Raw genomic sequence first — 24,483 nt, 5'->3', positions numbered from 1 at the left:
CTCCGGTTTGCGGTTTTTGTTCAGTTGATCGTTGCCAGTGCTTTTTCAATGCGGTCCATCATTTTGTTTGCCCCGTTCATGTCACGAGACTTCAGTAATTGGGCAGCCTTGTGCACCGCGCGATCCAATTTACTGCGTGTCGTGCCAGGGGTGCGCGCAACATTGGCACGCAGGGCCTGGGCTCGTTTTACGCCTGCGCCCAGGCTCATACGGTCCCGACTTTGTTGCGCACGGGCTTGGGTGCGTTTGTCATTCTCAATGGTCTTGCCTATTTTGGCCAAGGCCATTTCGATCATGGTAATGAGCGTCTCTGCCTCTTGCAGTTTGCCGTCGTTGACCAGTTTTACAGATCTGGCCAACGCGCGTTTCAGCTTCATTTCCAATGGACCAGGGGCCAGAGCGATGCGAGGATGGATCCTCTTCAGACGTTTCACCAGTTCCTGTGCAGACTTGCCGCTGTCACCCGGCGGGGCCAGATCTGACACCTTGTCGTCGCTAACCACACCATCTGACTTCTCTGGCTTGAGGCTGTCCAGAAGGTTGCCGCCTTTGTCGTAGAATAGCACATTGACCTTAGGCTGATTCTTGCGCAGAAACTTTTTCAGCCCGGTGACTGTTTTGGCAGATACTTTCTCGCAGATCATCTCCATCTGATCTGAGCGCACAACATAGGTGCCCCATATCATTGGTGGACCGCCACCTTCGTTTTTTAGTGGAGCACGCAGAGCTTCGGGCTTTTTACCCGGCTCGACCATCAATAACGGGTCGTTCTGTTTGTCCAAACAAAAGCCAAAGCACATCCGCTCACGGGCGCCTTTGCGCACCATTGACCTAACATCTTCGCCCAATACGCGGCTTGCGACCATAACGAGGTCTCCACAAAAACAGGTGAATCTAATTGACTTTAACAAAACGATAAGGCTCACTTGGGGTCAAGTTATTGTTTATTGTTTCGCAATCCAGCTTCTCCTGAGGTGTATTTCTCTACCCTGATGGCAAAGCTTGGACTGCGAAGACCAATTTTCTGGAGGTCGCTTGCATGGATCCGACTGTACTATTGCAGTCCAAAGAGGATGGCGCCCCAAGTGGCGAGAACCTCGAATATGATCCGACGTTCACGGACATGGAACTGGCCGCTTTGCCCGGCGAGGAAATTGTTCTGGGTGACACCACCACCGAAGCTTCGGACCCTGATTACCGCGAAGTTCAGAAAAATGCGCTGCTGGTCTTGGAGCGCAGTCACGATATTCGCGCAGCCGTATTCCTGTCGGATGCCATCCTTCATTCCGAAGGGTTGACCGGTTTTGCTGATGCCACCACCTTTCTGCGTGGCTGCTTGGAGCAATACTGGGAGACCTGCCATCCCGAGCTCGACGAAGATGACGGTGATCCCACAATGCGGATCAATGCAGTGCAGGATCTTTGCGGCCAGCCTGACGATATGGCAGGTCCCTCACCGGTTTATCGTAGCCTGCGTCGTGCACCATTAAGTGACAGCCGAGGTTTTGGCCGGTTTTCGTTACGCGATATAGAAGTTGCAGAAGGAGTGGTGCCCGCGCCCAGCAATATGGAGAGCGTGCCGGATACCGCCACTGTCAGCGCGGCATTCCAAGATAGCGATGATGCTGAACTTGCTCTGCGCGTGGAGGCGATCGACACTTCGACAGCCAACGTCAAAGCTATTTCAGCGGCTTTCGATGAACATACGCCTGGGCAAGGACCTGATCTGAACCCCTTGGTCAAATTGCTGCAGCAGATGGGAAAACGTCTGCGTGAATATGCCAGCATGGAAGAGGCTGAAACAGATGAGGGCGCTGAAACCGAAGGGGCAGAGGCGGGTTCCGAAGCCCCAGTTGCGATGGCGGCATCAGGGGGCGGGACGACGGGAATCAATTCGCCTTCGGATGTATCGAATGCCCTGGACCGGATCATTGGCTATTATCGCCGCGCGGAACCGTCCAGTCCGGTACCTGTCTTGCTGGAGCGGGCCAAGCGATTGGTGGGAGCAGACTTTCTGGCCATCATTACCGACATGGCTCCGCAAGGCATCAGCAATGTCCATTTGATCGGGGGCATTGACGACGACGACTGAATTTTGCCGCCCGCACCCATTCTCTGTGGTGTGGTGGCGTAACGATTGACGAGTAAGGAGTACCAGATGGCCGGCAGTTCACAAAAATTCATAGCGCGAAACCGGGCGCCCAGAGTTCAGATCGAATATGATGTCGAACTTTATGGTGCAGAAAAGAAAGTTCAACTTCCCTTTGTGATGGGGGTGGTGAGCGATTTGGTTGGCAAATCCGAGGTCGAGCAGCCTAGTGTTGCCGATCGTAAGTTCTTGGAAATTGATGTCGACAACTTTGACGACCGCATGAAATCAATGGCGCCAAGGGCGGCATTTACGGTGCCAAATACCCTGACGGGTGAAGGCAATCTCGCGGTCGATATCACCTTTGAGAGCATGGATGATTTCAAGCCAGCAGCAATTGCCGCCAAAGTGGCGCCGCTGCGTGAATTGCTTGAAGCGCGTACTCAGCTGTCCAACCTGATGACCTATATGGACGGTAAAACTGGTGCTGAAGATTTGATTGCAAAGATCATTCAGGATCCAAGTCTGTTGAAAACCCTCGCGGCGCAGGCAGCGCCGGGTGGCAGTAGCGACGCTGAAGAGTAAGGAGGGTAACAATGGCTGAAGAACAACTCGAAGCAGAAGCCGCTGGTGGTGAAGAAGCATTTGGCTCCAGTGAATTTGCCAACCTGCTGCAAAAAGAATTCCGGCCCAAATCGGACCAAGCCAAGACCGCGGTGGAATCCGCAGTTAAGACGCTGGCGGAACAGGCGTTGGCCAATACCGGGTTAATCAGCGATGACGCGCTGCGCTCTATCGAAAGCATTGTTGCCGAGATCGACAAGAAGCTGACCGAACAGGTCAATCTGGTTCTGCACAATGAAGAATTTCAGCAGATGGAAAGCGCCTGGCGCGGGCTGCATTATCTGGTCAACAATACCGAGACCGACGAACAGCTGAAAATCCGTGTGATGAGCATCTCAAAGAAAGAGATGCACAAGACCCTGAAGAAATTCAAAGGGACCGCTTGGGATCAATCGCCGATCTTTAAGAAAATCTACACCGAAGAATTTAGCCAATTGGGCGGTGAGCCCTATGGATCTTTGGTAGCCGATTATCATTTTGACCAGTCCCCACCAGATATCGAATTGCTGGGAGAACTGTCCAAAATTGCAGCGGCATCCCATGCACCTTTGATCACCGGTGCGAAACCATCGCTGTTCCAGATGGACAGCTGGTCGGAACTATCTAACCCACGCGATTTGACCAAGATCTTTCAAACGCCGGAATACGCCGCATGGCGCAGCCTGCGCGAAAGTGAAGATGCCAAATATGTTGGTTTGGCCATGCCACGCTTCCTCGGTCGTATGCCCTATGGGTCGAAAACTGATCCAGTGGAAGAATTTGCCTTTGAAGAAGATACAGGCAGCGCTGACAGTGGTCATTATTCCTGGGTCAATGCGGCCTATGGCATGGCAATGAACATCACCCGATCATTCAAATCCTATGGTTGGTGTTCGCGTATTCGCGGTGTTGAAAGTGGCGGTACATTGGAAGGTCTGCCATCGCATACTTTCCCGACCACCGATGGTGGTGTCGATCAGAAATGTCCGACGGAAATCGCTATTGATGACCGGCGCGAAGCAGAGCTCGCAAAGAATGGCATGATGCCTCTGCTCCACCGAAAGAATACGGACGTGGCTACGTTCATGGGTGCGCAATCGCTGCACAAACCCGCTGAATACGATGATCCGGATGCCACTTCGAACGCCAACCTTGGTGCGCGACTGCCTTATTTGTTCGCCACCTGTCGGTTTGCACACTATCTGAAATGTATGGTCCGAGACAAAGTTGGATCATTCAAAAGCCGCCAGGCCATGGAATCCTGGCTGCAGGATTGGATCAACAATTACGTTGATTTCAACGCCGAGATCTCCTCGGAGAACGAAAAGGCGCGCAAGCCTCTCGCCGCCGCCCAAGTGGTGGTGGAAGAGGTCGAGGGCAATCCGGGCTATTACAGCTCTAAGTTTTTCCTGCGCCCGCATTACCAGCTCGAAGGCCTTTCTGTCTCGCTGCGGCTGGTATCTAAGCTGCCCTCGGAAAAAGGTGCCTGATTTGCCACTCATCAGGCTAACCCAGCAAAACACGTAACGAGTAGTTGAATTTGAAAGGATAGAAAAATGGCTGCTAACATGTTTGTCGACATTTCGGACATTGACGGCGACGCAATGGAAGATGGACACAAAAAATGGATTGTCGTGCAATCTGCGAGCTGGAATGTTGAGCGGGCGGTAGAAATGACCGACCTTGGCTCGACCCAGCGGATGCACGCGAATTCCAATTTTGGTAAACTCGAGCTGACTTCACAGATGGGCAAGGCGTCAAATGACCTTGCACTGTCTGTTGCAAACGGCACCGTGCGTCCGGAAATCAAAATGCATTGGTGCCGGTCCGGTGACAGTGCATCTGATGGTTTGTTGGTCTATTGCATCTGGAAGTTGAAGGACGTTGTGATTGACACCTATTCGCTGTCTTCCAGCGAAGATGGTATTCCAGAAGAGACCTGGTCACTGGCCTATGCCGGAATTGAGATCGAGTACAAATCGACCGATCAGAAAACTGGTAAGCTGACCACCGAAGGTACCTTCAAGTGGAATGTTCAGACTGGCAAAGTCGAATAGTCCAGCATTGCTGCTCCGGGCGTTTTACGCCCGGAGACATCTGGCGCTGTGAATTAAACGACGGAGCGAATTGCAATGACACCCGAAGAGCATCTGAAATCCGGTGACCCCGCTGCTGCGCTTGTGGCGCTGCAAGATCTGGTGCGCGCTGATCCTTCTGATGCCAGATTGCGCATCTTTCTGTTTCAATTGCTTTGTGTGTTGGGCGATTGGAAACGTGCCATTGCACAATTGAAACTCAGCGCTGAACTTGATGAAAGCGCAACGATGATGGCCAAGGCCTATCGGGAGGCAATCATTTGCGAAGTTTACCGGGAAAAGGTTTTTGCCGGTGAAAAAGATCCGCTGATTTTTGGCGAGCCAGACGAATGGCTGGCGCTGTTGATTGAAGCACAAAAGTTATCGGCCCAAGGCAAAGTGCGAGAGGCGGCAGACCTGCGCGCCCGCGCTTTTGACGGAGCCCCCGCCAGCACCGGCGAACTAAATGGTGATCGGTTTGAGTGGATTGCGGATGCCGATATGCGGCTGGGTCCAGTCCTTGAGGTCATTGTAAATGGGCGCTATTTCTGGCTGCCCTTCGCACAGATTAGTGCGCTGGAAGTCGAAGCGCCAAGTGATCTGCGAGATGCAGTCTGGACTGCGGGTACCCTGACTTTGTCAAATGGTGGTGAACTGGCGGCGCTGATTCCCACCCGATATCCCGGTTCGACACAGGCGGACCCTGCACTGATGCTCGCGCGGGCTACCGAGTGGACCGATGCTGGTGACGACACCTTTGTTGGGACTGGACAAAGATTGCTGACCACCGATCAGGCTGACTTTGCCCTGATGGACCTGCGTACACTGAAAATGGATGGGTCTGAGGAAGACGATGGCTGACAAGACACTAGCCGAACGCCTGCAGCCCTCATTGCTGGACCGGCTGAGCGATCAAAACCCAGGAGATTTGAAAGAAACCCGAGATTCGCGTGTGATAGATTTGAACCGCCTGCGTGAAATTATTCAGCGGGATTTATCCTGGCTGTTGAACACCCACAACGCCGAGTCTCACTTTGATGTTGAACGCTATCCGGCAGTGGCACGATCGGTACTTAACTATGGCTTGGCCGAAGTGACAGGTGAATATTCGACGAACCAAAAAGCCGAAGCTATCCGCCGCTCGATCGAGCAGGCGGTTACGGCCTACGAGCCGCGGATTATTGAAGGGTCTGTAGACGTGCTTTTGCGGAGCGAGACTGATGAGACCGAAATGACTGTTGGTCTGGATATACGCGCCGATATGTGGGCGCAGCCGATGCCGCTGGAATTGTACCTGCGCAGCAAGGTTGATCTGACCACGGGTGAAGTCGCTGTGGAAAGGGGTGTGTAGCGTGGATACACGTCTTCTTGAACACTATGAAAACGAACTAAACTACCTGCGCGATATGGGTGGTGAATTTGCAGAGGCCTATCCCAAGATTGCTTCGCGTCTGGGTATGGAGGGCGTCGAGGTTTTGGACCCCTACGTTGAACGTCTTCTCGAAGGGGTGGCGTTCCTGTCAGCGCGGGTGCAGTTGGAATTGCAGTTGCAATATCCCAACTTCACCTCAAACCTGCTGGAAATCATATACCCTCACTACCTTGCGCCCACCCCGTCGATGATGATTGCTGCGCTAACGCCTGATATTACCAATTCAGCTGTCAAAAGCGGGTATGTGCTGCCACGTGGTTCAGTGCTGCGCAGTCGATTGACAGAAGGTGAACAGACTGCCTGCGAGTTTCGTACTGCCAGTGAAATGACTATGTGGCCCATTGAAATCACAGAGGCCAACTATATTGACGGGCGTGGTGAATTGGTGGCCGCTGGGGTGGCAGGCGGTGTTGATGCCCGGGCTGGTATAAGATTGCGATTGCGACGCTCAGATGGCGAAGCAATTTCTGACTTGGCGATGGATAAGCTGACGGTTTTTCTGGGCAATGCAGGCGGCAACAGTTGGCCGCTGCTGGAACTGCTGAGTACTCAGGTACAGGGCTTGGTTGCTCGGTCCACTGATCGACGCGCAGATTGGCATATTTCTTTGCCGCAGGGCCGGGTTGTTCAGCGCGGTTTTGATCCGGAAGAGGCCCTGTTACCTACACCAAGACAGGTGTTTGATGGCTATCGTCTGTTGCAAGAATTTTTTGCAATGCCCGAAAGATTCCGGTTTGTCGAATTGCAGGGGCTTTTACCAGCGTTGCAGCGGGCAAAGGGCGCTGAGGTCGATATATATATCCTGCTTCGCGAAGGCATGAGCGAAGTTGCTCAAGTGGTGACGCCTGAGGTCTTTACCCTAAATGCTGTGCCAGCTGTGAATCTCTTTGAAAAGCGCTGTGACCGGGTTCAGATCACGGCCCATGATACTGAACACCACGTGGTTCCCAATCGCACTGCTGGTCTGGATTTCGAGATATACAGCTTGAGTTCCGTTGCTGGCATCAGTGGCGAGGGGGAGGACGATGTGGTATTTCGTCCGTTTTATTCCGCCACGGATTTCACTGCCGCGGGTGAAACATTTCCAGCCTATTACACGCTTAAGCGCAGGATGCGGCAACGTTCAGAAAAGGAAAGACTGCGCGGGGTGCGCAGTTCTTACCTCGGGTCAGAAACCTATGTGACATTGGTGGACCGGGCGCAGGCCCCGTACTCGCCACATCTGGAACAACTGGCTGTTAAGGCGTTGTGCACCAACCGTGACTTGCCCATGTTGCTGGCCACTGGTGATGCGAACGTATTTCACCTGCCTGAAGGCGGGCCTGTTACTTCGATCAGCTTGCCGGTGTCACCTACGCGGCCGCGTCCAACACTGGCTCAAGGTGATACCGCCTGGAGGCTGATTTCTCATCTTAGTCTAAACTACGTTTCAGTTACTGAAACTGGCAAAGGGCATTCTGCGGAGGCACTGCGCGAGTTGGTTGGGTTATACGCTCCACTAGGCAATAGGGTGACCGAAAAGCAGCTTGAGGGCATCGTTTCTATTTCAACCCGGCCCATTGTGCGCCGGATGAGCGACGAGATCCTATCGACCGCTGTGCGTGGATTGGAAATTACTCTGGGCTTTGATGAAAGCTTTTTTGAAGGCAGCAATATCTATGCGCTTGGCGCGGTGCTGGAGCGTTTCTTGCGGCGCTATGCCAGCATAAATTCATTTACCGAAACTGTTCTTACAACTGAAAAACGTGGGGAAATTGCCAGATGGCGACCGGAAACAGGTCTGGGCCGGATGATCTGAGCCATTTCGACCAGCTGGTCGAATCCCCTGGAAAGCACCATGTTTTCCAGGCGCTCAGAGTGTTGGAGGCACATTATGCCGATGCTCCGCGTTTGGGCGAAAGCCGACGGCCGCGCCAGGATAAGGTGCGCTTGGGGCAAGAGGCAGAACTGGCGTTTCCGCCAAGTACTATTGCCGATTTCAAGCCTCCACAGGGTGATCAGCCTGCGCGGTTGACCAATCGTTTTTTTGGTCTGTTTGGCCCTCAGGGTCCATTACCGCTGCATTTGACCGAGTATGCCCGCGATCGTAAACGCAATCACCGCGATCCAACTTTGGTGGCTTTTGCTGATATGCTTACGCATCGACTGATGGGTTTGTTGTATCGGGCCTGGGGACAGGGTCAGCCATCGGTGAGTTTCGATCGGGCTGACGACCCGATGGCGCGTCAGGTGGCGGCATTGGGCGGGTACCATGGTGACCATTTGCAAAATCGTGACGCGATGCCTGACATGGCCAAGCTGCATTTTGCCGGCCACCTAGGACAAGCCGCCAAAAACCCCGAAGGTTTGGTGTCCATCTTGTCAGCGTTCTTTGATGTGCCAGTGCAGCTACAGGAATTCATAGGCAGTTGGCTGGAGTTGGAGCCGGATGACCGCTGGCAGTTGGGCTATGCGGGAGGGCTTGGGCAATCCACCAGCGTTGGTGACAAAGTATGGAGCCGGAGTTCCAAGTTCCGGCTGCGGATCGGTCCCCTGACTTTGGCGGACTATGAACGATTGCTGCCCGGAGGCGCAGCACTGACCCGCCTGCGGTCCATTGTGCGGTCTTATGTTGGGGATGTGCTGGATTGGGATGTCAATCTGGTGCTGGCCGGTGATCAAGTGCCACGCGCCAGTTTGGGGGGCAGCACTCGGTTGGGTCATACCAGCTGGATAGGCAGTCGGCCGGATCCCGATGCAAAACGACCAGATGTAGATGATTTGTACCTGTATCCCGGCCTTGGGTCTGCACAGGGTGAATGAGTAGAGGAAGGTATTTGACATGACTGAGATTAGCCGCGTTGCCCTGTTTGGTAAGTTGAATGTATTGGGGTATCAAGCTGTTGAAAGCGCTACTGTGTTCTGCAAAATGCGGGGCAACCCTTATGTAGAACTGGTGCATTGGATGCATCAGATTCTTGCCGGGCAAGACAGCGATTTGCACCGGATTGTTGAACATTATGATCTTGATCCCGGTAAAATCGCGGCTGAAATGACGCGGGCGCTGGATATGCTGCCGCGTGGGGCCTCGACGATCTCAGATCTGTCGGATCACCTGATGGACGCGATGGAGCGAGGCTGGGTTTGGGGGTCGCTGTTGTATTCGGCAAATCAGGTGCGCAGTGGCTATCTGTTGCTGGGAATGCTGAAAACCCCGGCCTTACGCAATATCCTGTCGTCGATGACGCCCGAACTTGCACGCATCGGGGCGGATGATCTGGCAGACAACTTTGTCTCAATCACCCATGGTTCGCCCGAAGAAACCATGGGCGCGCAGGATGGTTCGACCACAGGCGGTGGTGCGGCTCCGGGCGAGGCGTCAGACGCGATGGCGCCGGCGGCCATGGGCAAGGGCGAGGCGCTGGAACAGTACTGCACTGACATGACCGAGCAGGCCCGCAATGGTGAGATTGATCCGATTGTTGGCCGGGACGAAGAGATCCGCCAAATCGTTGATGTGTTGATGCGCCGTCGCCAGAATAACCCGATCCTGACCGGGGAGGCTGGCGTTGGTAAAACAGCGGTGGTCGAGGGCTTTGCTCTGCGCATTGCCCGTGGTGACGTGCCACCAGCACTGCATGATGTTCGGTTGCTGATGTTGGACGTGGGCCTGTTGCAGGCCGGGGCCAGCATGAAGGGCGAGTTTGAAAATCGTTTGCGTCAGGTGATTGATGAGGTGCAGTCCAGCGCTACGCCGATTGTGATGTTTGTTGACGAAACCCATACTTTGGTTGGGGCAGGGGGGGCTGCGGGTACCGGCGATGCGGCTAACTTGCTGAAACCGGCGTTGGCGCGTGGCACCCTGCGCACCATTGGCGCAACCACCTGGGCTGAATATAAAAAATACATTGAAAAAGATCCGGCCCTGACCCGTCGCTTTCAGGTGGTGCAGGTGGATGAACCCTCCATCCCCAAAGCGACCCTGATGATGCGCGGTATTGCGTCAATGTTGGAAAAGCACCACCGCGTGCAGGTGCTGGACGAAGGCATCGAGGCAGCGGTCAGCCTGTCGGCACGCTATATTCCAGCCCGGCAACTGCCAGATAAATCAGTCAGCCTATTGGACACTGCCTGTGCCCGCGTTGCGGTTAGTCAACACGCTGTACCAGCCGAGGTAGATGACTGTCAGCGCCGGATTGAGGCTCTGACTACCGAATTGCTTATCATTGGTCGTGATGAAACCGCAGGCTATGAGGTCGGCGATCGTCGTGAAGCGGTAGAGATTGCTAAAACAGCCGAGGAAGAAAGGCTGGTTGGCCTGACCGAACGTTGGGATGCAGAAAAGGCCGTTGTCGAAGAGATCCTGGATCTGCGCGCCAAGCTACGCGAAGGCGCGGCGCCAGTGGACGCTCCCGCCGAAAACGAGGAAGAGGCTGGTGATAGTCCGTTGGACGATGAAGCTCGCGCTGATCTGATGCAGCAGCTCAAGGACAAGAATGCTGAACTGGAAACCCTGCAGGCTGAAAGCCCGCTGATCCTGCCGATTGTGGATCACCAGGCGGTGGCATCGGTAGTTGGTGACTGGACTGGTATTCCGGTGGGCCGCATGGTCAGCGATGAGATTGAAACTATTCTGAACCTGGAAGAGCATCTGGCCAAACGGGTGATCGGCCAGGATCACGCGATGAAGATGATTGCCAAGCGCATTCAGACATCCCGTGCTGGGTTGGACAATCCGTCGAAACCCATTGGCGTGTTCCTTCTGGCCGGGACCAGCGGCGTGGGTAAAACTGAAACCGCACTGGCGCTGGCCGAAGTGCTGTATGGTGGCGAACAGAATGTCATCACCATTAATATGTCCGAATACCAAGAGGCCCACACCGTCAGCAGCCTGAAAGGTGCGCCTCCGGGATATGTCGGGTATGGCGAAGGCGGTGTGTTGACCGAGGCGGTGCGGCGCAAACCATATTCGGTTGTGCTGCTGGACGAGGTCGAAAAAGCCCACCCCGATGTGCACGAGGTCTTTTTCCAGGTCTTTGACAAAGGCGTCATGGAGGATGGCGAGGGCCGGGTGATTGACTTCAAAAACACTCTTATCCTGCTGACTTCAAACGCTGGGTCTGAACTGATCATGGATCTGTGCAGTGATCCGGATCTGCTGCCCGATCCAGATGGCATCACCAAGGCGCTGCGCGACCCACTGCTAAAAATCTTCCCAGCAGCGCTACTGGGTCGCTTGGTCACCATTCCGTATTATCCACTTAGCCCGGACATGATTGCTAAGATCACTGTGCTGCAGCTGAACCGGATCAAAAAGCGGGTGATGGAGTCACACAATGTGCCGTTCGAATATTCGGATGCGGTGGTCGATAAGATCGTTGAGCGTTGCCAGGAATTGGAATCTGGTGGGCGGATGATCGACGCAATTGTGACCAATACGATGCTGCCTGACATCTCAGCTGAATTCCTGCGCCGCCTGATGGAAGGCAAAGAGGTTGAGAAGGTCAAAATCGATATTGATGACGGTGAGTTCAGCTATTCATTCGATTGATTTCAGGGGGTTAACCAATGCAGTTTGTTATGGAAGCAAGTGGCTACAAAGTCGTTGAAAAAATGAAGATGACCAGCTCGAAGAAATATGTCGAGCTAAAGGGGGATGCCACCTTCAGCTGGACAAACTCCGGTCTGACAAAGATCAGTGACACCAGTAAAAGTTCCTACCTTGTGGTTGTCGGCAAGGCCATTCAGCAGGCCTATAAAAAGACTCTGGCAGGTCTCATGAAGGCGATTCAAAAGCTTCTGGATGGCGTCGAAAAAGAAATGATGTCGATGGAGAAGGCATTTACCAAGAAATACGCCAAGACTCCGCCAACTGGAAAAGAGGTGGAACAAGCCTCGGACGAGATGAACGCGTTCAAAAAGAACGAGTTGGTGAAAATCGGGGCGGAAGCGCAAAAGATGTATCAGGATGCTATCGGTAAATTGACCAAGCCAGCCCATGACGCAGGCTGTAAGAAGATCCAGGAAGGATCAAAGCTAAAGAAAGATCACGGCAAGCTGATCTGGACAGTCATCAAGTTTGTCGTGGTGGCAACCGCCATCGCCTTTGCTGTTGTGGCGACGGTAGCCACTGCGGGTGCAGCGACTCCATTGCTGGTAGCGACTATCCTTGGGGCGGTGGCGTTATTGACCAAGTCGGTATCGTTGGTGATTTCTACCGCCAAGGATATCGCGGAATACGCCAAGCAATATCGGGCCAATGTTTTGATCGCTGCAGATGAAGTGAGCAATGCGGAAAAGGCGATCGACAAGGCGCTGACTGCAATTGAGGCTGCGAACAAAAACCATGAGGCGATGACCCTGAAGGTGGGGCAGGTGAAACAGGAATTTGACACTGCTCTGTCCAAACTCGACGGCGACAAAAGCGGCGATAAAACCATCAAGCAGGCGCAGAAAGATCTGAAAAGCGGCAAGGCTGACCTCGTGAAGTTCGAAACCCAGCTAGGCGGCAAGCCTGCCGATGTACTGGCGGCGTTGAAAAAGGCCAAGGGTGATTTGGTCAAGGCACAGCCCAAGAAAGTGGCAAATCTGGATACTTCAAACAAATGGGCTGATTTCTTCAAAAATGCTGCTGATGTGACCTCCAGCGCGGCCAAAGCTTTCTGAAGCTGCAACAAAGGGAACCCTCGGAGAGTGCAACACCAAATGGAAGCCAAGCCAGAGATAGGTATGAGAGACCGTGCTCGGGCCTTTGTCGAGCAGGATAGCGTCAGGAATACGATCCTTGGCGTTATCATTTTCAATGCGATTACGCTCGGGCTTAGTACGTCATCAATGGTGACTGATCAGATCGGCGGGTTGCTATCAGTGATTGACCGCGCCGTGTTGGCGATTTTTGTTGCTGAGTTGGCGCTAAAGCTTTTTGCCTATGGCTGGCGGTTCTTTGCATCGGCCTGGAATATTTTTGATTTTGTTGTGGTTTCGATCGGCTTTTTGCCTGACACACGGGGGCTGTCAGCGTTGCGGGGGCTGCGCGTATTGCGCGCCTTGCGGCTATTGTCGGTGGTGCCGCAGATGCGAGCCGTTGTGCAGGCTCTGCTGGATGCCTTGCCCGGCATGGGCGCAGTCATCGTGATGTTGTCAATTGTTTATTACGTCTTCGCCGTCATGGCGACACTGATGTACGGCGCTACATTCGACGAATGGTTTGGGACTCTTGGGCGGTCACTCTACTCGTTGTTCCAAATCATGACGTTGGAAAGTTGGTCGATGGGCATTGTGCGGCCAGTGATGATAGAGTTTCCAATGGCCTGGGCATTCTTTGTCCCGTTTATCATCATAACTGCTTTTTCCGTGTTGAACCTGTTCATCGGCTTGTTGGTCAACACGATGCAGACAGCTGTGGAAGATGACGCCGAAGCAGAATTTGAACAGCTGCGCAATTTGGTACGGTCAGAAACAGATATAATCGATGAGCATGTGAAAGAACTGCACGGTGAAATCCGCGCGTTACGCGCAGAACTTGCGGCAGCAAGGGGAGAGACCGATGGCTGATAGTTCACAAAAATTTATTGCCCGCAACCGGGCACCGCGTGTGCAGATTGAATATGATGTCGAGCTGTACGGTGCCGAAAAGAAAGTTCAACTGCCATTTGTCATGGGTGTGATGAGCGACCTTGCTGGTAAATCCAAGGTGGCGCAGCCGGCGGTGGCGGATCGTAAGTTTCTTGAAATTGACGTTGACAATTTTGACGACCGGATGAGGGCAATGGCACCCAGAGCTGCATTCTCGGTGCCTAATACGCTGACGGGTGAGGGCAATCTGGCGATTGACCTGACTTTTGAAAAGATGGCGGATTTTTCCCCGGGTGCCATCGCCGCCAAAGTGGATGCGCTGCAGCCCTTGCTGGAGGCGCGTAGCCAGTTGAGCAATCTGATGGCCTATATGGATGGGAAGTCCGGGGCTGAAGCACTGATCGAGAAGGTTTTAGGCGATACTAATTTGTTGTCAGCGCTGTCGTCAGAAGTCCCCGGTGCGGATATGGAGGACGCGCTGGAAAGTCTGCGTGGTGTTGCGTTGGCAGAACCTGAAGCGGATACAAGCAGTGATATCCTGGCAAATCTGAGTGCGCAGGCCCCTGAAAATTTACCAGAAAAAGACACTTCTGCATCGGCCTTGGCCAGCCTGGCGGCGGTCGAAATTGCGCCTGTACCACAAGATATGAGTGTCGGAGTACTGGATGCCCTTTCTGCACAGGAAGTTGCTATAGAAGTTGACACTGCGGCGTCCGATGCCTTGGACAGTTTGGCTGCAGTGGAAATCGACACGCCAGAAGAGGATGACAGCGCCGATGTGCTGGGCGACCTTGCGGCGCTAGAGGTCACTGAGGAAGACGACACCGCCGCGTCGGACGCTTTGGAAAGTCTGGCAGCAGTGGAAATCGACACGCCTGAAGAGGATGACAACGCCGATGTGCTCGGCGACCTTGCGGCGCTGGAGGTGACCGAGGAGGAAGACACTGCCGCGTCGGATGCCTTGGAAAGTCTGGCTGCAGCGGAAATCGACACGCCAGAAGAGGATGACAGCGCCGATGTGCTGGGCGACCTCGCCGCGCAGGAGGTGACCGAGGAGGAAGACACCACCGCGTCGGATGCCTTGGAAAGTCTGGCTGCAGTGGAAATCGACACGCCAGAAGAGGACGACAGCGCCGATGTGCTGGGCGACCTCGCCGCGCTGGAGGTGACTGAGGAAGAAGACACCGCCGCGTCGGACGCTTTGGAAAGTCTGGCTGCAGTGGAAATCGATGCACATGAAGAGGATGACAGCGCTGATGTGCTCGGCGACCTCGCCGCGCTAGAGGTCACTGAGGAAGAAGACACTGCCGCGTCGGATGCCTTGGACAGTTTGGCTGCAGTTGAGATCGACACGCCAGAAGAGGATGACAACGCCGATGTGCTGGGCAACCTCGCCGCGCTAGAGGTCACTGAGGAAGAAAATACAGCCGCGTCGGATGCTTTGGACAGTCTGGCTGCAGTGGAAATCGATGCACCTGAAGAGGATGACAGCGCTGATGTGCTCGGCGACCTCGCTGCGCTGGAAGTGACCGAGGAGGAAGACACTGCCGCGTCGGATGCCTTGGACAGTTTGGCTGCAGTGGAGATCGACGCGCCTGAAGAGGACGACAGCGCCGATGTGCTGGGCGACCTCGCCGCGCTGGAGGTCACTGAGGAGGAAGACACTGCCGCGTCGGATGCCTTGGACAGTTTGGCTGTAGTGGAGATCGACACGCCAGTGGAGGACGACAGTGCAGACGTGCTGGACGACCTCGCCGCGCTGGAGGTGACCGAGGAGGAAGATACAGCCGCGTCGGATGCCTTGGACAGTCTGGCCGCAGTGGAGATCGACAGGCCAGTGGAGGACGACAGTGCAGACGTGCTGGGCGACCTCGCCGCGCTGGAGGTGACCGAGGAGGAAGACACTGCCGCGTCGGATGCCTTGGACAGTTTGGCTGCAGTGGAGATCGACACGCCTGAAGAGGACGACAACGCCGATGTGCTGGGCGACCTCGCCGCGCTAGAGGCCACTGAGGAAGAAGACACTGCCGCGTCAGACGCCTTGGACAGTTTGGCGGCAGTTGAGATCGACGCGCCAGAAGAGGATGACAGCGCTGATGTGCTTGGCGACCTCGCTGCGCTTGAGGTGGCAGAGGATATTGCAGACGCGCCAGTAGATGACCTAGCGGATCTACTTGGCGATTTGGATGTGGTACCTGAAGAGCAGGCAATTGATCCTGTTGCTGAGGCATTGGGCAGTTTGCCTGAGGCAGCCGACCCTACGTCGGAAGAAAATTCGTTGGAAGATATGTTGGAAGGATTGGATTCCCCTGAAGAGGACGGTTCGGAGGGATTGAATCTAGATGATGTTCTAAGTGGGCTAACGGAGGAAGAGCCTCCAGCTACACCAACTGACGGTGACGGGTTGGACGCACTTCTGGCTGATATTGACGCTGAGGATACAAACACTGCGATGGAAGCGGATGAGCCCACGTCTAGCGATAGTGAAGATGATTCCGCGGCTTCGGATCTGGATGATTTGTTGGGTGATCTGGATCTGGCTGAAGACGCAGAAGATGACGATCTGGATGGGTTGTTTTCTGGATTGGAGGAAGAAGCTACGTCAGAGGCGGAGGACGCTCAAGACACTGGAAGTGAATTGGATGATTTGCTGGGGGATCTGGAGGGGGATGACTCGGATCTGGATGCACTATTAGGTGCTGAAGAGGATGATGCCGAGGTGGATCTTGATGATCTGCTTGGTGGATTAGATGACGTCAGCGACGATGAGGGCGGTGAACTGGATGATCTGCTTGGCGGATTGGATGACGTCAGCGACGATGGGGGCGGTGATCTGGATGATCTGCTTGGCGGATTGGATGACGTCAGCGACGATGGGGGCGGTGATCTGGATGATCTGCTTGGCGGATTGGATGACGTCAGCGACGATGGGGGCAGTGATCTGGACGATTTGCTGGGGGATTTGGACAGTGGTGGTGACACCGACAAAGCCGCCACTGCTGAGCCCAACCAGAATGAGGAACCAGAACTCGCTTACGGGACAATTAGCGGCGACAGACCAGAGCCTCAAAAACTGGTGCGCAAGAGATTCCGGCTAGCAATTCTGGGGGATTTTTCAGGCCGCGCTGCCAAAGGGCAGATTGAAACAGGTGACGCACTGGCGGCCCGCCGCGCAATCCTACTGGATCCGGATACGGTTGAAGATGTCATCGAGAGTTTTGTCACTGAATTGCTGTTGCCAATTGGTAAAGATGGCACTGGGATAGCTGTTAAGCTGGGCGGGCTGGACGACCTGCATCCGGATGAGTTGTATGAAAACGTTGAGTTGTTTTCAGAACTGGTGGGGCTGCGCAAACAATTGCAAAGCGGAGTAACGGCGGATCATGCGGCCAAGACCCTGCGCGCATGGGGTGAAAAGCATGGCAATCGCGTCAAGCCACCCAAACCACGATCCGGTGGTAATGCAGTGCCAGCCGATCGTCGCCTTAGCGCCTTTCAACAGCTAATCGGAGATGCTGAAAATCAGCTGGGGCAGGCTTCGCCGGTGCAGGATTTGTTGGCCCGTGTGGTTGGCCCGCATATCCGGGCGCTGCCGGATGCCGATGCGACGGCGATGGTTGGCGCGGTGGACGAGGCCCTCTCGGATGCGATGCGTATGGTGTTGCATCACCCCGAATTTCAGTCGCTTGAGGGGCAGTGGCGCTCGCTTGATCTGATCGCACGTTCGGTTGAGGTCGATGACACGCTGGAAGTGATGTTGTACGACATCTCCGCCGAAGAGCTTGCCGCCGATCTGGCTGCAGCCGAAGACCTGACAGAAAGTGGGTTTGTTCGACTGCTGACAGGTGAACCACTGGACGAGGAAAATGGCCGAGGCGGATATTCGGCGTTGATCGGGCTGTATCAGTTTGAGGAAACGCCGCCACATGCTGAACTGTTGGGCCGGATTGCGCGGGTTGCGGCGCATGTTGATGCGCCATTCTTTGCAGGTATTTCACCCGGGTTCCTGGATACGGAAAAAGCCAAACTGCCTGCCCTGGTAGCGTCGGCCTGGGATACGCTGCGCGGTATGGCAGAGGCAGGACATCTGGGGCTGATATCTCCACGGTTTATGCTGCGCCGCCCTTATGGGGCCAAAAGTGAACCCATCTACGAGTTTGAATTTGAGGAGTTCACCGAGGCTGAAGGGCTGCGTGGAATGCTTTGGGCCAATCCGGTGGTGCTGGTGGCAATTCTTCTGGCGAGGTCTTTCAAGCAAAACGGCGCTTCGATGGGACTGGGGAAAATTATGTCGCTGGGCGAGATTCCGTTCCACTATGTCAATGATCGTTACGGCGATCAGGTGGCCTTGCCCTGCACAGAGCGTAACATCAACTTGGATAAGATTGCTCTGGCACAAGAGCGTGGTTTCATGGCTGTTTCTTCGGTCAAAGGACGGGATGAAATCCGTCTGACCTCCTTTGCGTCGCTTGCCGGAGGAGAAATTCTAGGCCCTTGGACCGGGGTGCCCGCGCCGAAACCCTCACCACCGAATCCAAAGCCTGTTGCGTCTGCGGACGCGGAGGGGGATGATAAAGATGATCTGGGGTTAGACGATTTGGATCTGGGAGGCGGTGACGGCGACCTGGATGATCTTCTCGCCGGCTTTGGCGGTGATGATGACGATGACGACGGCGACATGGACGAAGACCTGGCCGCCTTATTGGATGATTTATGATGTCAGTGATTGATGAGTTAACATATTTTTTGCGCCCGGTTTTCCCCGGTGAAAGGAGGCGCCATGGCCGAAAGTAAACCACATGAGCATAGCCTGGTTTGGATGTCAGGTAGCTATAAAGCTCGCGAACTGCTGTTGAAGCGCGCCATCGTGCGTGAGGGGTTGAGCAAGCTGACCGAAACCACGGTCGAATTCCAGTCTAAGAACAAGTCCGAGAAGCTGGATCAGATTGTTGGCCATACTATGAATCTGCATGTGCAGACCGAAGATGGTACTGATCAGAAGTTTTCTGGCCTGTGCATTTCGGTTGAAAACCTGGGGATGCGCGATGGGTATGGTCATTACGTCGCCGAAGTGCGCCCATGGTTCTGGCTGCTGACCCGCACACAGGATTGTCGGGTGTTTCAGAACATTTCAGCGCTCGACATCATCAAACAGCTTTTTGGGGAATATGGGCTCAACGATTTTCGTGACCGGACAAGCGGCAGCTATGAAGAACGCGAATATTGCCTGCAATACCGGGAAAGCGATTTTGATTTTCTCTGCCGCCTGATGGAGGAGGAGGGGATCTATTATTACTTTGATAGCACCAGCGATAAGAACGCGCCCGAGAAACTGCTTCTCTGTGATGGCATTAGCGGTCATTCCCCTATTAACGGTAACTCGACCGTTGAATTTCATGCGCGTGATGATGCGGACCGACGGCGCAAGGACCACGTCGCCGAATGGGGCAAAGAAGAGGTTCTGACCAAAGGAAAGGTAACGTTGAACGATTTTGATTTCCTGTCACCTACAGCGGATCTTAAGGTCAACAACAAGATTGAAAAAGGGACCCACCCGCACAAGGATTACGAGGTCTATGACTACCCTGGCCATTATCGCAAAAATTCGGGGTTGGGAAACACGCAGGCCCGGGTCCGGATGGAAGCTGAAGCGATCCGGCATAAACGCTGGCGTGGGGCGACAAGTGTGCGGACTATGGGAACGGGATATACGTTCAAACTGAAAAACCATCCTGAACGCGAAGCAAATGCCGAGTATTTGGTGGTGGATACAGTTCACTATTTGCAGGTGGCCAGCGACTTTTCTGAGCGAGAGAGCCGGCGTAGGAAGGGTCCTGATGGAAAAGAGATGCGCCATGACCTGAAGGCCAAAAATATGGACTTCCCGGAAGAAATGAAAGGCGATGCCTATGCCTCTACTTTTGGAGCTATTCCCAAGCAAGATCAGTTCCGCGCACCACTGAATACCGCCTGGCCTGAAATTGCCGGGCTGCATACGGCCACCGTTGTGGGGCAAAGTGGCGAAGAGATTTGGACCGATGAACATGGACGCATCAAGGTGCAGTTTCATTGGGATCGGGAAGGCGAAGATGACGAGAAATCTTCGTGCTTTGTGCGTGTGGTAACGCCATGGTCAGGCAAAGGCTGGGGTATGGTAGCGGTGCCGCGTATGGGCCAAGAAGTGGTTATCCAGTTTGAGGAAGGGGACCCGGACCGGCCAATCTGCACCGGCATGTTGTACAACAAAGATACAATGCCGCCCTACGCACTCCCCGATAATCAGACGCAGATGGGATTCAAAACCAACTCATCCAAAGGCGGTGGCGGTTACAATGAATGGATGTTCGAGGACAAAAAAGACGCTGAGTTGATGCGCGTGCAAGCGCAAAAAGATCACCAAAGACTGGTTAAGAATAAATCGGTGGTGACAATAGGTCTGGATGAGATTGATGCCGGAGCACATGACGAGGACGGCTGTGAAAGCAAAGTGGTCAAACAGCACGTCACGGAAACGTTGCTAGAAGGAGATCATTACTTCACCATCGAAACAGGGTCTCAGGAAATCGAGATCAAGACTGACAAGACTCAGACCATCGAAGGCAAGCACACCAAGACCATTACTGGGAATGATGCGACTACTGTAAAAACGGGCAACATGACAGTGGATGTCAGTTCTGGAAAAATCGAGATGACAGCGGCCATTGAAATTTTGCTTACGGTTGGCGGATCTTCGATTAAGATCGATAATTCTGGGGTGACAATCAAAGGACCAATGATCAAAATCGAAGGCTCTGGAATGGTTGAAGCCAAGTCACCGATGACAACTGTCAAGGGTGATGGCATGCTGACCCTTAAGGGCGGTCTGACGCTGATCAACTAGGTGGAAATAATGACAACAATGATGTTCAATGACCTGGTGAAAATGCCTGCTGACCCCGTGGCAAAGCTTTTGTCGCGTGCCAATGTTTTGTTGAAAACCCCGCTTCAGTCACCGCCGACGGCAGAGGCTTCTGTGGTGCTGAAAGAGTTGAACGACAAAGGTGCACTGGTGGATCTGCTGAGATTATTGGCAATTCTGTTGCCACCACGTGAACGGGTCTGGTGGGCTTGCATGGCCGCACGCGATTACATCGGGCCGCGCTCAGATAAAGATCCGCCGTCGTTAACGGCTGCCGAGGCTTGGGTTTATGAGCCTTCGGAAGAAAACCGCGATGCGGCTCGGATCACGTTGGACAATGCCTATGTCGATGATGACACGGTGAATTGTGCACTGGCCGTGTTGTATAGCGATGGCACCCTTGGTCCGGGAGATTTGAAACAATATCCTGCTCCGGCAGGGGCATCGGAAACAGCGGCTTTTGCCATGAATATGGTAGCCTTATCGGAATTGTCTGATAAGTTTGAAGAGCATGGCCGTGTTCTGGTCGAGCGCGCGCTGAATATTGGGCGTGGTGGTAATGGGCAGATGGAACCGGTTCATGCCATGGACGACCAAGCGTAACGAGGAGAAGGTTAAGATATGGGAATGCCCCAAGCTCGCGTATCGGACCTGCATGCCTGCATGTTGCCGTCGATTCCACCTCCACCGGTGCTTCCAGTGCCGACACCGATTCTACCGCCCTGTGCAGTTACTGTGCTAGTCGGAAAGTTGCCTGCAGCACGGTTGACGGATATGTGTACCGCGGCGCCACCGCATCCCATTATCAAAGGGTCAATGACGGTATTGATCTGTGGTCTGCCTGCGGCACGGATCATGGATAATGCCGCCTGCGGGGGTATGATCGTCAAAGGCGAGTTCACGGTTTTGGTTGGAGGATGACGCCACCAATGGCAGTGACACTAAAATTCCAGAGTTCGGGCACCATTCCCGGTGATGCCGCTCCAGTTCCAATGCGTGGTCCCAGCCTGACGATTGGGCGTGGCGACAGCAATGATCTGGTGTTACCCGATCCCGACCAATTGTTGTCACGCAATCACTGTGTGATCGAGGACCACAACGGCAATCTGGTCGTGGTTGATCTCAGTTCAAACGGTACTTTCTTAAACTATTCCAAAATCCCGTTAGGCCGTACGCCAACCCCGTTGAACAACGGGGATGTATTGTGTGTTGGCAATTATGAAATGGTGGTGGAGATCCGCAGTGAGTTGGCTGAGGTCGGCGATATGATCGCGGCCCCGGCTGCGCAGGCTTCTGCATCACACGGAATGGCGGAAAACGCGCCGGACCCGATGAAACTGTTGGATGATGCTGGGCCTGGTGGAGATTTTCTTGATGATCTTCTGGGGACGCCTACACCAACCGGACCGTCGCAGATAAACCCAGTGGATCCCATCGACGACTTACTGCCGCCGATGGGGCAGGAAGAGGATCCATTTTTCCAAAAGCCTGTTGATGGGCGGGAAGGAGAGGGCGCCAGTCTGCCGACCCACAATCCGTCAGCGCAGGACGCATTTGCGCCGCAGATGGCACAGTCTACCGCGGCAATTCCTGACGACTGGGATGATGACTTTTTGTCCGGTATTGGCGAAGAACCTGATCGCCAGCCAGAAACAACGCTACCCCCCAGTGCACCGTCGCCAGCGGAGGAACTACCGGCAGCGGGATCTCTGATTGAGGAAGCCCTTCCAGAAGACGTCTCTGAACTCGAGGTTGCACCCGACGATTCTGTAACGCTTCAGCCTGCTACTCGACCTGTTGAGGTCGAAGAGGCACCAGAAACAAAATCGCCCCCAACATCGCCGTCCAGTGCCGAACAGTCTGATGCGATCGAGTCCTTCTTACGTGGTTTAGGGGCCGAAGATCTGAAGCTGGATGCTGAAGACCATCACAATACGCTGGCACGTATGGGGCGGGTAATGCGTACTCTCGTCACTGGGCTGCGCGAAATCTTGATGACCCGCGCCTCGATCAAGTCAGAGTTCCGCATCGAGCAGACAATGATTTCTTCCGGGGGGAACAATCCGCTTAAGTTTTCTATCACGCCGGAGCAAGCGGTAGAGGCCATGGTACGCCCAGCCACCAAGGGATATCTGAGTCCGGAAACTGCCGCCGAACAGGCGCTGAACGATATCAAGGCGCATGAGGTGGCAATGCTGACCGGCATGGAAGCAGCGCTGAAAGGTGTCTTGAAACGGTTAGATCCCAAAACACTGGAAACACAGATCGAGAAAAAAAGTGGGCTGGGTGGGCTGCTTAAGGGCAAGAAGGCGCGCTATTGGGACGTCTATGAACAACTGTATACCGAGATTTCAGACCAGGCGGAAAATGATTTTCATGATTTGTTCAGCCGTGAATTTTCGCGTGCCTACAAGCAGCAGCTGGACAGGCTAAAAGAATAAGCGGCGCCATTTACGCCGAACTAGAATGAGGAGAACCAGGTGTCCTGGGACAGTAAAGTGCTTTGGACCGAGGGGTTGTTTTTGCAACCGCATCATTTCCAGCAATCTGATCGCTATACCGAGGCTTTGGTGACTGGGTTGGCGCGTCGGATGCGCCCCTATGCCTGGGGCGTAAACGGGCTGGAAATCGACCATGAGGCCCTGAAAATTGGACAGTTTGCACTAAAAAGCTGTGAAGGCCTGACCCATGACGGCACCGTGTTTCGGGTGCCAATGGCTGATCCACACCCGCCTGCACTGGAAGTGCCAACAACAATCAAAGATTGCGTGGTTTATTTGACCGTTCCTCAACGGCGTCAAGGCGCTGTTGAAGTGGATCTGTCCGGGGCGGAAATGTCTGCCAGCCGTTTGCGCCCGTCCAAGCAAGAGGTCAGCGATGTTACCAGCAGCGAACGCAAGCCAGTAGATCTTGATGTGGGCAAAATGCGATTGCAGTTTGCGCTTGAGGTGGATGATCTTGCCGACCGGCTGTCAGTGCCCGTTGCCCGCATTATCGAGGTTCGTCCGGATAAGGAAATCATCCTTGATCAGGCCTATATTCCGTCCTGTTTGGATGTCCGAGCAGCCCCCGCACTTTCCGGCTTTTTGCGCGAACTGGAGGGGTTGTTAGCACATCGGATGGAGGCGCTCTCGGGCCGGTTGGCCGAAGGGGGGACAACCCGTGGGGCGGCCGAGGTTTCAGATTTCATGTTGCTAATGGTGGTCAACCGGATGTTGCCGGTGGTTCGCCATATGGCAAACATCGAAAATCTGCATCCGGAGACTTTGTTTGTCACGTGCGCGGCGCTGGCAGGGGAGTTGTCAGTACTGATGTCGACCGACAAACAAGTACCCGAATTCCCACCATATACTCATGACAATCTAAGCGCGTGTTTTGCACCTTTGATCCGCACACTGCGGCAATACCTCAGTTCTGTGCTGGAACAGACGGCAATTTCTATCCCGCTGGAAGCGCGCAAGTATGGCATTTCGGTAGGGGTAATCGCCGACCGCAAACTGTTGGGCAATGCAGGTTTCGTACTGGCTGTGAACGCCGACATCCCAGCGGAAGATGTGCGTCGTCATTTTGCAGGTCAGGCAAAAATTGGTCCTGTCGAAGAAATTCGACAGTTGGTCAACTCTGCGCTGCCGGGGATCACCTTGCGACCTTTGCCAGTGGCGCCGCGCCAAATACCTTACCACGCCGGCGTGGTTTACTTTGAGATGGATGGTGACAGTCCCTATTGGCGCAAGATGACCACTTCGGGTGGTATCGCTGTGCATGTGTCGGGGCAATATCCGGGGCTGAAGATGGAACTTTGGGCCATTCGCAACACTTAAACGGGGATAAG

The 24,483-nt window shown here is 54.2% G+C and carries 18 protein-coding genes and 1 pseudogene; 18 read left to right on the top strand and 1 reads right to left on the bottom strand.

Annotated features, from left to right (window positions below; all coding sequences use genetic code 11):
* Nucleotides 1-20: 20 nt before the first annotated feature.
* Entirely contained in the window at nucleotides 21-866 is an 846-nt protein-coding gene (locus FEE96_RS12780; protein ID WP_138163483.1) for a hypothetical protein, read from the bottom strand.
* 173 nt (nucleotides 867-1,039) lie between these two features.
* Here FEE96_RS12780 and tssA point away from each other — a divergent pair, with 173 nt between their 5' ends.
* The 18 genes and pseudogenes from tssA (at nucleotide 1,040) to tssK (ending at nucleotide 24,472) form a co-directional block, all read left to right on the top strand.
* Nucleotides 1,040-2,092 carry a type VI secretion system protein TssA gene (gene tssA / locus FEE96_RS12775; protein ID WP_138163482.1) on the top strand — a complete coding sequence of 351 codons (1,053 nt, stop codon included), beginning with the start codon at nucleotides 1,040-1,042 and terminating at the stop codon, nucleotides 2,090-2,092.
* Nucleotides 2,093-2,158: 66 nt separating this feature from the next.
* Nucleotides 2,159-2,674: a type VI secretion system contractile sheath small subunit gene (gene tssB, locus FEE96_RS12770; RefSeq protein WP_138163481.1), complete on the top strand. Its 516-nt coding sequence runs from the start codon at nucleotides 2,159-2,161 to the stop codon at nucleotides 2,672-2,674.
* Nucleotides 2,675-2,685: 11 nt separating this feature from the next.
* A complete protein-coding gene (tssC, locus tag FEE96_RS12765; RefSeq protein ID WP_138163480.1) occupies nucleotides 2,686-4,182 on the top strand; it encodes a type VI secretion system contractile sheath large subunit in 1,497 nt (498 codons plus the stop codon).
* Nucleotides 4,183-4,248: 66 nt separating this feature from the next.
* Nucleotides 4,249-4,749 (top strand): Hcp family type VI secretion system effector, encoded by a 501-nt coding sequence (locus FEE96_RS12760; protein ID WP_138163479.1) that lies wholly within the window; start codon nucleotides 4,249-4,251, stop codon nucleotides 4,747-4,749.
* Nucleotides 4,750-4,824: 75 nt separating this feature from the next.
* Entirely contained in the window at nucleotides 4,825-5,628 is an 804-nt protein-coding gene (locus tag FEE96_RS12755; protein ID WP_138163478.1) for a type VI secretion system accessory protein TagJ, read from the top strand.
* Complete coding sequence (gene tssE, locus FEE96_RS12750) at nucleotides 5,621-6,118, top strand: type VI secretion system baseplate subunit TssE (RefSeq protein ID WP_138163477.1); 498 nt, start codon at nucleotides 5,621-5,623, stop codon at nucleotides 6,116-6,118. Before FEE96_RS12755 ends, tssE begins: the two co-directional genes overlap by 8 nt.
* 1 nt (nucleotide 6,119) lies before the next feature.
* Entirely contained in the window at nucleotides 6,120-7,997 is a 1,878-nt protein-coding gene (tssF, locus tag FEE96_RS12745; RefSeq protein ID WP_138163476.1) for a type VI secretion system baseplate subunit TssF, read from the top strand.
* The gene (tssG, locus tag FEE96_RS12740; RefSeq protein ID WP_138163475.1) at nucleotides 7,961-9,001 is read left to right on the top strand and encodes a type VI secretion system baseplate subunit TssG; all 1,041 of its coding nucleotides are present in this window, start codon (nucleotides 7,961-7,963) and stop codon (nucleotides 8,999-9,001) included. Before tssF ends, tssG begins: the two co-directional genes overlap by 37 nt.
* 19 nt (nucleotides 9,002-9,020) lie before the next feature.
* Entirely contained in the window at nucleotides 9,021-11,729 is a 2,709-nt protein-coding gene (gene tssH, locus FEE96_RS12735) for a type VI secretion system ATPase TssH (RefSeq protein WP_138163474.1), read from the top strand.
* Between the two features lie 17 nt (nucleotides 11,730-11,746).
* The gene (locus FEE96_RS12730; protein WP_138163473.1) at nucleotides 11,747-12,844 is read left to right on the top strand and encodes a hypothetical protein; all 1,098 of its coding nucleotides are present in this window, start codon (nucleotides 11,747-11,749) and stop codon (nucleotides 12,842-12,844) included.
* A gap of 63 nt (nucleotides 12,845-12,907) precedes the next feature.
* Nucleotides 12,908-13,732, top strand: a complete 825-nt coding sequence (locus tag FEE96_RS12725; RefSeq protein ID WP_245227173.1) for an ion transporter — start codon at nucleotides 12,908-12,910, stop codon at nucleotides 13,730-13,732.
* Nucleotides 13,725-14,228 (top strand): annotated as a pseudogene (tssB, locus tag FEE96_RS23810) (type VI secretion system contractile sheath small subunit); the annotation flags it as partial. The gene FEE96_RS12725 and the pseudogene tssB (FEE96_RS23810), both read left to right, overlap by 8 nt.
* Nucleotides 14,220-18,470 carry a type VI secretion system contractile sheath domain-containing protein gene (locus tag FEE96_RS24050; RefSeq protein WP_342770970.1) on the top strand — a complete coding sequence of 1,417 codons (4,251 nt, stop codon included), beginning with the start codon at nucleotides 14,220-14,222 and terminating at the stop codon, nucleotides 18,468-18,470. The pseudogene tssB (FEE96_RS23810) and the gene FEE96_RS24050, both read left to right, overlap by 9 nt.
* Before the next feature lie 63 nt (nucleotides 18,471-18,533).
* Entirely contained in the window at nucleotides 18,534-20,633 is a 2,100-nt protein-coding gene (locus FEE96_RS12715; protein ID WP_138163470.1) for a type VI secretion system Vgr family protein, read from the top strand.
* 9 nt (nucleotides 20,634-20,642) lie between these two features.
* On the top strand, nucleotides 20,643-21,254 hold the full coding sequence (locus FEE96_RS12710) for a DUF6931 family protein (protein WP_138163469.1): 612 nt from the start codon (nucleotides 20,643-20,645) through the stop codon (nucleotides 21,252-21,254).
* A gap of 18 nt (nucleotides 21,255-21,272) precedes the next feature.
* A complete protein-coding gene (locus FEE96_RS12705; protein WP_138163468.1) occupies nucleotides 21,273-21,572 on the top strand; it encodes a PAAR domain-containing protein in 300 nt (99 codons plus the stop codon).
* Nucleotides 21,573-21,580: 8 nt separating this feature from the next.
* Nucleotides 21,581-23,092 (top strand): type VI secretion system-associated FHA domain protein TagH, encoded by a 1,512-nt coding sequence (tagH, locus tag FEE96_RS12700; RefSeq protein WP_138163467.1) that lies wholly within the window; start codon nucleotides 21,581-21,583, stop codon nucleotides 23,090-23,092.
* A gap of 39 nt (nucleotides 23,093-23,131) precedes the next feature.
* Nucleotides 23,132-24,472 carry a type VI secretion system baseplate subunit TssK gene (gene tssK, locus FEE96_RS12695; protein ID WP_138163466.1) on the top strand — a complete coding sequence of 447 codons (1,341 nt, stop codon included), beginning with the start codon at nucleotides 23,132-23,134 and terminating at the stop codon, nucleotides 24,470-24,472.
* Nucleotides 24,473-24,483: the final 11 nt, after the last annotated feature.

The organism is Parasedimentitalea maritima (genome assembly GCF_005771405.1).
GTDB lineage: Bacteria > Pseudomonadota > Alphaproteobacteria > Rhodobacterales > Rhodobacteraceae > Parasedimentitalea > Parasedimentitalea maritima.
The sequence above is the reverse complement of the archived record's forward strand: the minus strand, read 5'-3'. Positions and strand labels throughout refer to the sequence as shown.